A 14645-nucleotide genomic window follows, 5' to 3' on the forward strand; every position below is an offset into this window, starting at 1 on the left:
CGACCGTCCGCAGCGACGCTTGCTGGCGCTGGGCTTGAGCCACCAGACCGCACCTGTCGCCCTGCGCGAGAAGGTGGCGTTCGCGGCCGAGCGCCTGCCCGAGGCGCTGGCCTCGCTGCTGGCGCGCCCCGGCGTGGAGGAGGCCGCCCTGGTCTCGACCTGCAACCGCACCGAGATCTACTGCAGCGTCGGCGATGGCCACGAAGGCGAACCCGCGCACTGGCTGGCCGAGTGCCACGGCCTGCAGCTCACCGAACTGCATGGCTGCCTGTACCAGCATCACGATGGCGAGGCCGTGCGGCATCTGTTTCGCGTCGCCACCGGTCTCGACTCGCTGGTGCTCGGCGAGCCGCAGATCCTGGGACAGGTCAAGGACGCCTGGCAGCAGGCCCGCGACGCCGGCAGCCTGCGCTCAGGCCTGGACCGCCTGTTCCAGCACGGCTTCGCCGTGGCCAAGCGGGTGCGCACCGACACCGAGATCGGCGCGCACCCGGTCTCGGTTGCTTTCGCCGGCGTGCGCCTGGCCCAGCAGGTGTTCAGCGATCTCAAGGAAGCCAGCGTGCTGCTGATCGGCGCCGGCGAGACCATCGAGCTGACCGCCCGCCACCTGCTGGAGCAGAAGGCCAAGCGCCTGCTGATCGCCAACCGCACGCTGGAGAACGCGCAGACGCTGGCGACGCGGATCGGCGGCTATGCGCTCGCGCTGGAGGACCTGCCGCGGCACCTGCATGAAGCCGATATCGTGATCTCGGCCACTGCCGCACGCGAGCCGATCCTGCACCGCGCCGACCTCGCCCAGGCCCTGCGCCAGCGGCGGCACCGGCCGATGTTCCTGCTGGATCTGGCGGTGCCGCGCGACATCGCCGAGGACGTGGCCACGCTGGAAGACGTCTTCCTGTACACCGTCGACGACCTCGACCAGGTGATCGAGGAGAACCGCCGCTCGCGCCAAGCCGCGGCGCGCGAGGCCGAGGCCATCATCGACCTGCAGGTCGAGCATTTCCTCGGCTGGTGGCGCGCGGCCGACCGCCAGGGCCTGATCCGCGACATCCGCAGCCAGGCCGAGCGCGAGCGCGATGCCGTGCTGGCCCGTGCGCAGCAGATGCTCGCCCAGGGCAAGCCGGCGGATGAGGCCCTGCGCTATCTCGCCAACACACTCACCAACAAGCTGCTGCACGCCCCCTCGGCGCGCCTGCGCCAGGCCGCGCAGCGCGGCGAGCTGGAGCTGTTCCGCGCCGCCGAACAGCTGTTCCAGGGCGCCGAGGCCGGCGACAGCGCTGGCGATGAACCCACACGCGAGCCGCAATGAGCCCGAGCATCCGCAGAAAACTCGACGCATTGGCCGAGCGCCATGAAGAGGTCGGCCTGCTGCTGGCCGCGCCTGAAGTCGCGGCCGACAACAAGCGCTTCCGCGAGCTCTCGCGCGAGTACGCCCAGCTGGAGCCGCTGACCCGCGCCCTGCGCGAATTCGACGGCGCGACGGCCGAGCTTGAGGCCGCGCGCGCCCTGCTCGCCGACCCCGACATGCGCGACATGGCGCAGGAAGAGGTCGAACGACTTGAAGCCCGGCTGGTCGAGCTCGACACCGAGCTGGGGCTGCTCCTGCTGCCGCGCGACCCGCGCGACGAGGCCAACATCTTCCTTGAGATCCGCGCCGGCACCGGCGGCGACGAGGCGGCGATCTTCGCGGGTGACCTGTTCCGCATGTACACGCGCTACGCCGAGGCGCGGCGCTGGAACGTGGAGCTGCTGTCGGCCAGCGAGGGCGAGCACGGCGGCTTCAAGGAAGTCATCGCCCGCGTCGAGGGCGCTGGCGCGTTCTCGGCGCTGAAGTTCGAGAGCGGCACCCACCGCGTGCAGCGCGTGCCGGAAACCGAAAGCCAGGGCCGCATCCACACCTCGGCGGCGACCGTGGCGATCCTGCCCGAACTCGACGAGATCGAGGACATCGAGATCCGCGACGCCGACCTGAAGGTCGACACCTTCCGCGCCTCCGGCGCGGGCGGCCAGCACGTCAACAAGACCGACTCGGCGATCCGCATCACCCATCTGCCCACCGGGATCGTGGTCGAGTGCCAGGACGAGCGCAGCCAGCACAAGAACCGCGCCCGCGCGCTGAGCCTGCTGAAGGCGCGCCTGCTCGACGATCAGCGTAGCCAGCAGACCCAGGCCCAGGCCGAGTCGCGGCGCCTGCAGGTGGGCTCGGGTGATCGCAGCCAGCGCATCCGCACCTACAATTTCCCGCAGGGCCGGGTCACCGACCACCGCGTCAACCTGACCCTGTATCGCCTGCCCGAGATCATGGGGGGCGACCTGGGCGAGCTGATCCAGACGCTCACCCGCGAGGCCCAGGTCGACGAGCTCAAGCTGCTCGGCCAGTAGCGCGCATCGGGCTACCATCGCGCGTCCACCGGAGGCGCCGATGAAGATCAAGAAGAAAGACTACGAAGAGCTGCTGAAGCCGATGCAGCGCGAGCTGGTGCAGGTGCAGCGCTGGCTGCAGAACACCGGCAACCGCGTGGTGGTGCTGCTGGAGGGCCGCGATGCGGCCGGCAAGGGCGGGGTGATCAATGCCATCGCCAACACTCTGAACCCGCGCGCCTGCCGGGTCGTGGCGCTGCCCAAGCCCAGCGACCGCCAGCGCACCCAGTGGTACTTCCAGCGCTATGTGGCCGAGCTGCCCGCGGCCGGCGAGATCGTGCTGTTCGATCGCAGCTGGTACAACCGTGCCGGCGTCGAGAAGGTCATGGGCTACTGCTCGGACGTCGAGTACGAGCGCTTCCTGGTGCAGGCCCCGGCCTTCGAGAAGATGCTGGTCGACGACGGCGTGCTGCTGTTCAAATACTGGCTGGCGGTCGACCAGGACAAGCAGGAGCAGCGCTTCGCCGAGCGCGCCGCCGATCCGCTGAAGCGGTGGAAGCTGAGCCCGGTCGACCTCGCCGCCCGCGCCAAGTACGCCGAGTACGGCAATGCGCGCGAAGCCATGTTCCGCGCCACCCACACCGCGCATGCGCCCTGGTGGCTGGTCGACTTCAACGACCAGAAGCGCGGCCGCCTCAACCTGATCCGTCACTTCATCGACCACCTGCCGACGCACAGCGCTCCCGAACCCGACATCCAGTTCGAGCCCCTGCCCGAGCCACTGCTGAAGGAGCGATTCGAAGGCGCAGTGCAGCCGATTGCCGATCGCTTCAAAGGCGCGAACGGCAACGGGCACTGAGCCCGGACTCTCCTATCAAGTCAGGCAGCAGGCAGGTTGGGATCAGTCGCTGGCGCGTTCCAGCATCGCAACGCTCCAGCCGATGACCAGTAGCCAGCGGGCTACGTGCTGAAAGCCCCTCTCCCCGTGGAGCGGTTCGGGGCGTTGATCGGCTGCCGGTGGCAGCCGATGCCCCCCGAGAGCCCGAGCGAAGCGAAGGCATGGCTTGGGGTGAGGGCGGGGCGAAGCTCAACCGCTCAATGCGACTTCAAGAGCGATGCTTGGCCGTCAGTGGGTCAGTCCAACACCCCGCCCTCACCCCCAGCCCCTCTCCCAAGGGAGAGGGGAGCAACTCCCGCCTGCGCGCGCAGCGCCTCCAGCAGAGCGGCATCGGTCAACGGCGCCTCCCACAGCAGCACGCGCAGGCCGTTGGCCGGCACCTCGATGCGCGCCTCGCTGCCGAGCTTGATGACTTCGCCACTCTCGGCATCTTTCCACTCACCCGGCTGCAGGTGCTGGCCCAGCGCGATCGCGCGCGGCTCGGCCGACTTGTTGAGCAGCACCAGCGCGGTCTGGTGCGTGTCGTCGGTCTGCAGCACGCGGTAGAACGCGGCCTCGTCGCCTTCGAGCTTGAGATTGAACTGCAGGCCGCGCTGCAGCGCCGGCAAGCGAGCGCGCAGCTGGGCGACTCGGATCAGGCCCTGGCGGATGGGGTGGGTGCGCGCGGCTTCGATGCCCTCGACGCCGAAGTAGTTGCGGTTGCCGTTGTGCTCGACCGCGCCGCGCTCGAAGCCGATCTCCGAGCCGTAGTAGATGACCGGAATGCCGCGCGCGGTGAACAGCCAGTGGTGGGCGTTGATGAAGCCGGCATCGCTGGCGTTCATCCGCGCCATGTCGTGGTTGTCGTAGAAGGTCATCAGCTCGTAGGGGTTCGCGTACGGGCCGTCCTTCAGATACAGCGCCGGCGCCAGCGTGGCGAAGTCCGAACCCTCGTTCTCGAAGACTTCCAGCAAGGCCTTCTTCAGCGCGAAGTCGAGCACGCTCATGCCGCCGTTCTCGGGATGCGTGTAGATCGCCGTCTTCGCGGCTTCGTAGTCGAACACCTCGCCGAACATGAAGAAGCCCGGATGCTTGGCACGGATGCGCTCGGCGAACAGGCGCCAGAACTCCGGCTTCACATGGCGCACGGTGTCGACGCGGAAGGCGTAGGCGCCCTGCTCGATCCACTGCAGGTAGGCGCCGACCAGGTGGTCCATCACCGCCGGGTTGTCTTCGTTGAAGTCCGACAGCTGGGCCAGATCGGGCTTGACGTTGTAGAAGACGTGCAGCGGGTTGTTGGCCGGATCGAGCTGCTCCGGCGGCAGGTTGCCGTGGTCGGCGATGAGGTTCCCGCTGGCGTCGTAGAGGCGACCGAATTCCTTCTGGTCGACCGGCATCGACCAGCCCGGCGAACCGTGGTTGGCGACGATGTCGAGCACGATCTTGAGCCCGGCGTTCTGCATCGCTGCGGTGAACGCACGGAAGTCCAAACCCTCGCTCGGCAGGTGCTCGTCCAGGGTGTAGAAGTTCTTGGCCCAGTAGCCGTGGTAGCCCGACTTGCCGCGGTCGGTCAGAAAGCTGGTCTGGGTGATCGGATCGCCGCCGGTGAAGGCTTCATCGGGGTTGTCGACGATCGGCGTGATCCACAGCGCCGAGAAGCCCATCTCGCGGATGTAGCCCGCGTGGTCGAGCAGGCCCTTGAAGTCGCCGCCAAGGTAGCCGACGTTGTCGGTGCGGCCATCGTCCCACTTCAGCGGGATGTCGAAGGTACGGTTCGCGCCGCCCTGGTCGCGGTGATCGTTCGACGGATCGCCGTTGACGAAGCGGTCGGTGACCACGAAATAGACCGCTTCTGAGGCGAAGGGCTCGGTGGTGCCGACGAAGCGGTCGACCGGCGCAACAGCAGGGGCCGCGGGGGCTGCAGCTTCAGGCGCAGGGGCTTCACTGCCGCAGGCGGCCAGCAGGGTGGCCGAGAGGGCGAGGACGAGCGGACGGATCTGCATGGGCGACTCCAGGGTGGGCGCACGGCGCCGGTTGGATACTCACGTAAGGTTTGTTCGGGGCTGTGGCCCGAGGCCTCAATGGGCGGCCGCCATCGCAGCGGCAGGCGAGGAGCGCGGCTCGCGGACGAAGGCGAGACACAGCGCGCCGACGACCAGGCTGCCGCCGGCGATGATCAGCGCATAGATCGGCTCACCACCGAAGAACGTCCGCAGCACAAGCCCCAGCAGGGTGGCGGCGACGATTTGCGGGATCACGATGAACATGTTGAAGATGCCCATGTACACGCCCATCTTCTTCGCCTCGACCACGCTGGACAGCAGCGCATACGGCATCGACAGGATGCTGGCCCAGGCCACACCCACCAGGGCGAAGCTGCCGATCAGCCAGGCCGGCTGGGACACCACGGCCATCGACAGGAAGCCCACGCCGCCCAGCAGCAGCGACACGAAGTGCACCAGCCGACGGTTCAGCACGAAGCGCGAGGCGTAGAAGGCCAGCAGCAGCGCCACCGCCATCGAGGACAGGCCGTAGTAGCCCATATAGGCGCCGACCAGATCCGCCGCATTCTGGAAGGCCGCATTGGCTTCGGTGAACGCTTGCGCCTGCGCCGGCACTGACATGTCGAACGCACTGGGGTCGGGCGCCGGGGCCTTGAACACATGGCCAGTCAGCGCCGGCGTGGCCATGCTCCACATGGTGAAGAAGGACAGCCAGCTGAAGAACTGGACGATGCCGATCTTCAGCATCTGCCCGGGCATCTGCAGGATGTCGCGCGCGATGTTGACGAAGAAATTGCCCTCGCGACGCTCCTGCAGGAAGCGCTGCATGTCCTCGGGCGGCTCTTCGGTCGTGGTGAACACGGTCACCAGGATGCTGGCGAGAAACACGAAGGCGCCGATGGCGAAGGCGATCTGCACCGAGGGCGGCACCACGCCGGGGCCGGCCTCGTTGGACACGCCCAGCCAGCTCACGAACCAGGGCAGGTTGCTGGCCACCCAGGTGCCGATACCGATGATCAGCGTCTGCACCACGAAGCCATAGGAACGCTGCTCCTCCGGCAGCTTGTCGGCGACCAGCGCGCGGAAGGGCTCCATGCTGATGTTGATCGAGGCATCCAGTACCCACAGCAGGCCCACCGCCATCCACAGCGTCGGCGAATGCGGCATGGCGAGCAGCGCGATCGAGGCCAGCACCGCGCCGATCACGAAGTAGGGCCGGCGCCGGCCAAGAATGGGATGCCAGGTCCGATCCGAGAGATAGCCGATGATCGGCTGCACGATCAGGCCGGTCAGCGGCGCCGCGATCCACAGCAGGGGCAGCGCATCCTTCTCGGCGCCCAGCGTCTGGAAGATGCGCGACATGCTGCCGCCCTGCAGGGCGAATCCGAACTGGATGCCCAGGAAGCCGAAGCACATGTTCCAGATTTGCCAGAAGCCCAGCTTCGGCGTGTTGCGGTTCGACATCTCGCTCCCTCGCTGCGACGGTCGGTGCCAGGGCACGCAGGCCCGGGCGAGACGCAGTCCAGGGGATGCCGCACGTCGACGCGCACCCACGTGCGCTTCGCGTTCACCCGTCCGGGCCGCCGCAGCGTTCTTGAACGCGCCGCGTGCGCCCCGCCCTCCCCGGGAGCTGCCTTCCAGGCCGCGACAGCAGGCCGCCGCGACCGGTCGACAGCTTAGCCGCTGGGCTGGCGCCAACCCGGGGGTGCATACGTATTCACGCCGCTGCGCGGCGTGAACGGGATTGGGGAGTCGGGATTCGGGATTCGCAAGTGCGGGTCATTGAGCTCCCGGCAATGGGCGCGGTTCGCAGCGCTGCAATGATGCAGTCGATGCGGTTCGACCCACGAATCCCGACTCCCCAATCCCGAATCCCGGCCGTCAAAACACCTCCCGCCGATACCGCCCCTCGGCCAGCAGCACATCGACTGCGCCTTCGCCCAGCAACTCGATCAGACAGGCGTGCACGCCCTCGCCCATCCCTCGGCGGCTGCCGCAGACGCGCAGGTGCGCGCCGCGGGCCAGCCAGTCCTGCAATCGGGTGGCCTGTGCGCGCAGCGCGTCCTGCACGTAGGCCGGCGCGTGGGGATCGCGCGAGAAGCACAGGTCGAGGTGCTGCAGGCGCCCGGCGTCGAGATGAGACTGCAGTTCATCGGCCAGCACGCGGTCGAGCTTGGGATCACGCTCACCGAACAGCAGCCAGTTCGCGTGCAGGCCCTGTTCGATGCGCGCATCGAGCAGGCCGAGCAGACCGGCGAGTCCGCTGCCGGCGCCGATCAGGATCAGCGGTGCCTCGGGCGGCGGCGGGCGGAAGGCGGGGTTGTTGCGCACGCGCAGCGAGAGTTCGCTGCCGATCGGGCTGTCCAGCAGGGTGCCAGAGCCGAGCCCGGGTCGACCGTCGGCGTGGTTCTGCCGGCGCACGATCAGGCGCAGGCGGCCGCTGGCTGGCGTGCTGGCGATCGAGTACTCGCGAGGCGGCAGGCGCGGCAGCCTTTCGAGCAGGTCGAGGTCGATCCGCTCGATCGTTTCCACTTCGAGCGCCTGCACACCGTCAGGCGCGTGGGCGTGGCCATCGGCAACAGGGCGGTCCGCCATCGGCAGCGCGTCCAGCGCGCGCTCGCGCAGCGCTTCACCCAGCAGCATCTGCCGGCCCTGGACGTCGACCGGCTCGGCGCCATCGAGGCCCTGTGCCGCGATCCAGGCCTGCACTGCCGCGGGCGGATTCAGCGGCTGCAGCACGGCCACATCGCCGGGCTCCCAGCTATGCGTCGCGTCGAGCGGTACAAGCTCGATCTCCCACAGGGTTGGTGAGAGGCTGTGCGGATTCAGGCGACTGCGCGAGTGGAGGCGCCAGCGCTGCCAGGATCGCGCCTGCCGGGTGACGCCGGGCATGCTGTCGCCCGCTACGGCGAGCGGAGCCAACACTGATGGTGTGGCAGCTGTCCCGCCCTGGCCTGCGCCGACGCTGAGGTGCGCCGGCCTCGATGACGCCTCAAGCAGGACCGCATCCGCTGCCGCGGCCAGCGCGCTCCTCGCCACGCTCTCGACCCCTTGCAGCCAGGCCTCGATCGCCTGCGGATCGCCGTCGTCGACTTCGATGCGATCGAAGAGCGGACGCGCCGCGCAGCGCTGCAGCCAGACATCCAGCGCGCGCCCGAAGGCGCAGTAGTCGCGGTAGCTGCGGTCGCCCAGGGCGAGCACGGCGAAGCGCAGATCGGGCAGCGCCGGCGTCTGCGACATCAATCGGCGCACAAAGGCCGCGGCGGTATCGGGGGCATCGCCTTCTCCCGTGGTGCTGGCGACCAGCAGCAGGCGACGCGCGGCGTGCAGGCCGGCGGCGTCCAGCTCGGCGATGGAAAGCAGTCTGGCCTCGGCGCCGAGCGCGCGCAGACGGACTGCGGTGTGTTCAGCGAGCTGCTGGGCCTGCCCGGTCTGGCTGGCGTGCACCACCCACCACGCCTCACTCGCGCGACCGTTCGCCGATGGGCCCGCAGTCGGGCGCAGGCGGCGGCGCAGCCAGGGGGCGGCCAGCAGGATCCAGGCGCAGCCGCCGAACGCGGCCATGACTTCAGGTGGGATCCGCGTTGGCGCGGGCAGCGGCTCTGGTGGGCCGATCGAATCACCACTGAAGGCGTCCAGACGCTGCAGCAGGCGGACACCCTCACGCTCGAAGCGGACCTCGGCATCGCGCGTGGCATCGCCGGCGCGGGCATACAGAACGCGGACGGAGGGCGCGTGCGCCTCATGGGCTGAGGGCTGTGTCGGCGCAGCGCTGTCTGGGCCCCCGCCTTCGCGGGGACGACGATTCGAGGCGATGGGCGTGGGTACGGCTGCCTTGAATCCGGTCGCGCCGCGGTCGTGCGCGCCCATCGGAGGGGTCGAGGGAGCGTCGAGCGCGCGGCCCGCATGCACATGCCGAGCGTCGGCGCGCGCAGTCGAGGCGTCGGCGACTCGCCAGCTCTCGATCAGGCGCTCGACCGACAGCGGCCGCGCGCCTGTGCTGGCCGCCGGCGCTGCGTCGGCAGGCCAGCGCGCCCATAGCAGGGGTAAAGCGGCGAGCGCGAGCAGGGCCAGCCACCAGAGCGGTCGCAGCCGGCTCACTCGACGACCTGCAGCGCTTCGAAGGCGGGCGTGCGGCGCTCTTGCCATGCGTCGTCCGCGCGATACACGAAGCGGGCGGCAATGCCGCGCTCGCTGGCCCACTCGAAGCCCTGCTCCGGCCCCAGCACCGACAGCGTGGTGGCCAGGCCATCGGCCTGCATGCAGCTCGCGTGCACCACGCTGACGGCGATACCGGCCTGCGCGATCGGCTGGCCCGAGCGCGGATCGATCATGTGCGAGTAGCGGCGTCCGTCCTGTTCGAAGAACTGGCGGTAGTCGCCGGAGGTGGCAACGGCCTGATCGCTGAGCACGATGCCGGTGGCAGCGCCCTCCACGCTCGGCCCCTCCAGACCGACGCGCCAGGGTCGACCATTCGGATGCTGGCCGTGGGCGCGCAGCTCGCCGCCAACCTCGATCAGCAGATCCACATAGCCCGCCGCACGCAGGGCCTCGGCGATGCGATCCACGGCGTGGCCCTTGGCGATGGCCGACAAGTCGAGGGACAGGCCGCCCGGCTGGATCAGGCCCCCGCCTTCGAACTGCACGCGCGGCCAGCCGATGCGGCTGCGCAGGGCTTCAATCTCGGCGGGCGCAGGCGCGGCCTGGCGCGGGCGGCCCGGGCCGAAGCCCCAGAGCTCGACCAGCGGGCCGACGGTCGGATCAAAGGCGCCGCCGCTGTCCTCGGCCAATGCCAGTGCGGCCTTCAGCACCGCCTGCAGCTGCGCCGGCACAGGGTGCTGCGTGCCCGCGGCCGCGGCGTTGAAGCGCGAGAGATCCGAATCCGGCTCCCAGGTGCTCATCTGCGCCACCACCTGCTGCAGCTCGGCCTCGATCAGCGGCCGCGCGCGCGTCTCGTCGGCACCGGCGTCGCCGATCAGCACCGACCAGCCGGTGCCCATGGACTGGCCTTCCAGTCGCAGGGGCTCGGGCGGGCGGGCGCAGCCGGACAGGACGAGCAGAACGCACAGGAACAGCAGCGCGGAACGGGCATGGATCGCCGCATGACGCGCGGCAATGGCCGAGTGTCCGCCTGCCTCGCTTCGCTGCTCGCCGCGCATCGCCTGCTCGTCTCCTCGTCCGAATCTCAGGGCAGCACTTCCAGCGTCGCCACATAGCTGGCGCGACGCTGGGTGGCCGGTGCGATGGTCGCCTTGTCGTCGCTCACGCTGGCCTCCAGCCAGTACATGCCGGCGCTGGGCCAGGTCACCGCGAAGGCGCCATTCTCGCCGGTGCGCAGCTTGATCTCCTGCTGGGCGTCGCGGTAGCGGGTGCCGCCGTTGACCATCTCGACATCGACGCCGGCCGCGGGCGCGCCGTCGAGAAGCAGGCGGAACTCGGCGGTGTCGCCGACCATCAGATCGTTCGGATGACCGACGAATTCCAGGCTCAAGCCTTGCGGCGCGGGCGCGATGTTCTCGCGGCTGGGCCTGCCCAAAGTCACGAAGGTTTCGATGCGGTTCTGCGCCTGGGTGACCTGCAGCTTGTCGGCGCCGGGCGGCACCTGTGCAGCGAAGTCCTCGGCGCGACCGCGCCAGCGCTTGGGCTCACCGCCCTCCTCCCAGCTCGCGAACAGCCCGCTGTTGGCGAGCGCGATGCGGTAGGTGCCGGGGGCCGTCAGCTCCAGGTCGAAGACGCTGCGCAGGCGGCCGGTGTGCGCGTTCTGCGGGCTCACCGCGCTGCCGTCGGGCGCGGCGACATTCAGCGCGTCCAGCCGCAGCGACACATGGTTGAAGTAGTACAGATCGTTGGAGACGGCCGCATCGACGGTGATCCAGGCGGTCTCGCTGGACAGCACGGTGTCGGAGGGCAGCAGCCAGGTCTTGTGCGCCTGCGCGGACAGCGGCAGGGCGGCGATCAGGGCGAGTGCGGCGTAGCGAAGTGCGGTGCGCATGGGACTTCTTCTCCGGGTGTCAGGATGGTGCTGCGCGTCACCGCGCATGCGGGATTTCGATCAGGGCTTCAGCTTCAGGCTGAGCGCGCCGAGCTCGCGCTCGCCGTTGGCACTCAGTTCCACGGCCTGCGTCGGCGGCCACTGGAAGTCGATCTGCAGCAGCTCGCGGCCGCCGACCTCGCGCGAGGCTTCCACCATCAACCGGTAGTCACCGGCGGCGAGGCCGGCCAGCGGCGGCTGGGTCGAATCGAACTTCAGCGGATGGCGACCGACCGGGCGCGTGGCCGCGCTCAGGCCGTCCACGGGCATGTCGAGATCACGGCCACCGCGGCGCCACCACTGGCGCAGATCCTTCAGCCACTTCGTGCCTTCGTTGTCGCGCATGCCGATGTCGTACCAGACCGACAGCTGGGCGGCGACCTGGCCATCGGGCGATTCGAGCCAGGCGGCAACATAGGGCCGGTGGTACTCGGCGACATCGAGGCGCGGGATCTCGACCTCGATCGACAGCTCGGCTGCACGGACGGCGGCGAGCGGCGCCAGCGCCAGCAGCGCGCCGACGAGACAGGTGGCGAAGAACTTCGGGGAGTCAGTCATCGGCGATTCCAGACGGGTCAATGGATAAACAGCAGGGAGATCAGCAGGGGCAGCACGAAGCCCAAGCCCACCACCGGCCAGGTTCCGGGGCGCTGGCGCGCATGCATCTGCAGCAGCACCAGACCGGTGAGGCAGAACACCACGCAGGCCACCGCAAACAGATCGATGAACCAGGACCACACCGGACCGGTGTGGCGGCCCTTGTGCAGGTCGTTGAGCCAAGCGATCCAGCCGCGATCGGTGCGCTCGTGCTTCACCTCGCCCGATTCCAGATCGAGGCTGAGCCAGGCATCGCCGCCCGGCCGCGGCAGCGAGAGGTAGATTTCCTCCGGCGACCATTCGGCCTCGATCGCTTCCACGCGCAGATCGAGTTCGGCGCGCAGCCAGGCGTTGGCATCGGGCGGCAAGGGCGCGGTGTCGGCGTCCTCGACGCGCGCCTGCAGCTCAACAAGCAGCGGCGCAGGCAACTGGGCGAGTCGCAGCTCCACGCGCGGCCGCGCTTCGATGCGACCGGCGTGGTTGAGCGTGATGCCGGTGATGGCGAACAGCAGCATCGCCACCAGACACAGGGCTGAGCTGACCCAGTGCCAGAGATGCAGCTGCTTCAACCACCAGCCTCGCTGTGCCTGCACGGTCTGCATGCCCGCCGTCAGAAGTCCACGTTCAGCGAGACCCACAGCCGGCGGCCGTCTTCACTGTTGATGTGGGTGTTGGCGTAGCTGATCGCGCCGGTGCCGAGGTTGCTGACGTAGGGGACGTAGTCGATGAAGCTCTTGTCGAACAGGTTGTAAAGCACGGCGTTCAGGGACACCTGCTCGTTGATGCGCCAGCTGCCGCCGACGTGGTGCACGGTGTAGGGCTTGTAGTCGCCCAGCTGGTCCTGGGCCAGGCCGGCACCGCGGTAGCGCGCACTGCGGTACTGGCTGCGCAGGAACAGGCGGAAGTCCGCGCTGGCCTGCCATTCGAGCGCCGCGTTCAACATGTGTTTCGGCGTGTTGGTCAGCGGCTGGCCGGCGGCAGCACCGCTCTTCTGCTCGCTGTCGGTGTGGGTGTAGTTGGTCTTGAGCGTCCAGGCCGGGATCAGCGGCAGGCTGGCCGAGAACTCGTAGCCGCGGGTCACGGCCTCATCGATGTTCACGCTCTGACCAAAGGTGTCGATGCTCGGCCAGGTGCCCACATCCACACAACCCGGACGGTTGGGCGAGGCCGCGAAGCTGCAGTTCGGCACCGGCACGCCGCTGGCGATCTTGTCCTTGAATTCGTTGTTGAACAGGCTGAAGGCGATGTTGAGGTCATCGCCGCGGCCGTATTGGACGCCCAGCTCGGCATTGGTGCTTGTCTCGGGCTTGAGGCCGGGCGTGCCGATCAGCGGGATGCGGCCCTGGCCGCCGAAACCGTTGATGCCCGGCGTCAGCTGCTCCACCCGCGGCGTCTTGAAGCCACGACTGATGCCGCCCTTGAACACCCAGTTCTCGTTGGCGTTGAACACCAGATAGGCTCGCGGGCTGGTCTGGCCGCCGAAGGTGCTGTGGTCGTCGCGGCGCGCGCCCAGCGTCAGCTTGAGGTCATCGCGCAGGCTCCACTCGTCCTCGGCGAACAGCGCCCACTGGCGGAAGTCGAAGGCCTCGCTGACCACGCCGTCGACCATCTCGGCCTCCCACCATTGGCCGCCGACGCTGAGCATGTGGCGCTCGAAGTCGGTGACGAGCTTGGCGTCGAGCACCTGGTTCTGCGCTTCGAGCTTGCGCGGCGTACCGGCGCCGGCCACGCCCGGCGGAATCAGGCGACCGATCGTCTCGGTGGTGTTCTGCATGAGGGTGGTGTCGAGCGCACCGAAGCCGAGGCGCGCCGACCAGGCCAGGGTCGCCTGGTCGCGGTGGTAGCGCTGTTCCGGGCCGTAACCACCGGTGCCCAGCGTGCCTACCTGCCCCGTGCTGTTGTCGTAACGCTGGCGGTTGCGGCTGGCCTCAAACCAGAGTTCGTGGTTCTCGGCCGGCGTCAGCGACAGCCGCGTGCCGAGGTTGAAGTTGTCATAGGCCACCGGGTTGGCGCCCATCCACGGCACGACCTCGGTGCCGGCCAGGTTCTGGTAGCGGATGTCGGCCTCGCCGCGCTCGAAGAAGCCGCCCCACACCGCGAGGCCCAGGGTCTCGCGCGACAGAGGACCGGTCGCGTAGAAGTTGCCCGAGTGGGTGTTGCCGAAGCGGCTGTCGTCCTGCTGCGCGGTGTCGAGGCCCAGCGAGCCGCGCCAGCTCTCGGCCACCTTGCGGGTGATGATGTTGACCACGCCGCCCATGGCATCCGAGCCGTACAGAGTCGACATCGGGCCGCGGATCACCTCGATGCGCTCGATGGCGGACAGCGGCGGAATGAAGTTGTTGGCGGTGCCGCCGAAGCCGTTGGGGGTGACATTGCCGGCGGCGTTCTGGCGACGGCCGTCGATCAGGATCAGGGTGTAGTCCGACGGCATGCCGCGGATGCTGATCGCCGGCGCGCCGGTCTTGTCCCAGGCGTCGCCGATGTCGATGCCCTGCACGTCCGACAGCGCCTCGGCCAGGCCGTGGAAGTTCTGCAGTTCGAGTTCTTCACGGGTGATCACGCTGATGCTGGCCGGGGCCTCGCGGATCATCTGCGCGAAGCCCGAGGCGGTGACCACGATCTGGTCGAGCCGCTCGGCGGCAGCGGCAGTCGCCGAGGCCTCGGCGCGGGCGGCGGGCGTGGCCGCCAGGGCGGAAACAAGGCAAAGCGACAGCGTGGCGCGCGCAGGCACCGTCGAACGCAGACTCACATTGGTTCTCCTGGGGAAGCTGGAAAA

The 14645-nt window shown here is 69.0% G+C and carries 11 protein-coding genes; 3 read left to right on the top strand and 8 right to left on the bottom strand.

The window, feature by feature from the left end; translation table 11 throughout:
* Positions 1-28 precede the first annotated feature (28 nt).
* Genes hemA through ppk2 form a run of 3 tightly spaced genes read left to right on the top strand, consistent with a single transcriptional unit; the run spans position 29 to position 3220 of the window.
* A complete protein-coding gene (gene hemA, locus Q0654_RS04790) occupies positions 29-1309 on the top strand; it encodes a glutamyl-tRNA reductase (RefSeq protein WP_298851322.1) in 1281 nt (426 codons plus the stop codon).
* Entirely contained in the window at positions 1306-2382 is a 1077-nt protein-coding gene (gene prfA, locus Q0654_RS04795) for a peptide chain release factor 1 (RefSeq protein ID WP_298851024.1), read from the top strand. The genes hemA and prfA overlap by 4 nt, the downstream gene beginning before the upstream one ends.
* A gap of 40 nt (positions 2383-2422) precedes the next feature.
* Entirely contained in the window at positions 2423-3220 is a 798-nt protein-coding gene (gene ppk2, locus Q0654_RS04800) for a polyphosphate kinase 2 (RefSeq protein ID WP_298851026.1), read from the top strand.
* 275 nt (positions 3221-3495) lie between these two features.
* Here the strand turns inward: ppk2 and Q0654_RS04805 are convergent, their stop codons facing one another.
* From Q0654_RS04805 to Q0654_RS04840, 8 genes are all read right to left on the bottom strand, one after another.
* Positions 3496-5241 carry an alpha-amylase family glycosyl hydrolase gene (locus Q0654_RS04805; RefSeq protein ID WP_298851027.1) on the bottom strand — a complete coding sequence of 582 codons (1746 nt, stop codon included), beginning with the start codon at positions 5239-5241 and terminating at the stop codon, positions 3496-3498.
* A gap of 75 nt (positions 5242-5316) precedes the next feature.
* Positions 5317-6705: an MFS transporter gene (locus Q0654_RS04810; protein WP_298851028.1), complete on the bottom strand. Its 1389-nt coding sequence runs from the start codon at positions 6703-6705 to the stop codon at positions 5317-5319.
* 417 nt (positions 6706-7122) lie between these two features.
* Positions 7123-9342, bottom strand: coding sequence for a sulfite reductase flavoprotein subunit alpha (locus Q0654_RS04815; protein ID WP_298851030.1), 2220 nt, complete (start codon positions 9340-9342; stop codon positions 7123-7125).
* Complete coding sequence (locus Q0654_RS04820) at positions 9339-10400, bottom strand: FAD:protein FMN transferase (protein WP_298851032.1); 1062 nt, start codon at positions 10398-10400, stop codon at positions 9339-9341. The genes Q0654_RS04815 and Q0654_RS04820 overlap by 4 nt, the downstream gene beginning before the upstream one ends.
* Before the next feature lie 26 nt (positions 10401-10426).
* Complete coding sequence (locus tag Q0654_RS04825; RefSeq protein WP_298851033.1) at positions 10427-11233, bottom strand: DUF4198 domain-containing protein; 807 nt, start codon at positions 11231-11233, stop codon at positions 10427-10429.
* Between the two features lie 60 nt (positions 11234-11293).
* A complete protein-coding gene (locus tag Q0654_RS04830) occupies positions 11294-11830 on the bottom strand; it encodes a DUF2271 domain-containing protein (RefSeq protein ID WP_298851034.1) in 537 nt (178 codons plus the stop codon).
* A 17-nt stretch (positions 11831-11847) separates the two neighbouring features.
* Positions 11848-12471 carry a PepSY-associated TM helix domain-containing protein gene (locus Q0654_RS04835; protein WP_298851035.1) on the bottom strand — a complete coding sequence of 208 codons (624 nt, stop codon included), beginning with the start codon at positions 12469-12471 and terminating at the stop codon, positions 11848-11850.
* A gap of 8 nt (positions 12472-12479) precedes the next feature.
* A complete protein-coding gene (locus tag Q0654_RS04840; RefSeq protein ID WP_298851036.1) occupies positions 12480-14618 on the bottom strand; it encodes a TonB-dependent receptor in 2139 nt (712 codons plus the stop codon).
* Positions 14619-14645 lie beyond the last annotated feature (27 nt).

It is taken from the genome of uncultured Aquimonas sp., assembly GCF_937888285.1.
GTDB lineage: Bacteria > Pseudomonadota > Gammaproteobacteria > Xanthomonadales > Xanthomonadaceae > Aquimonas.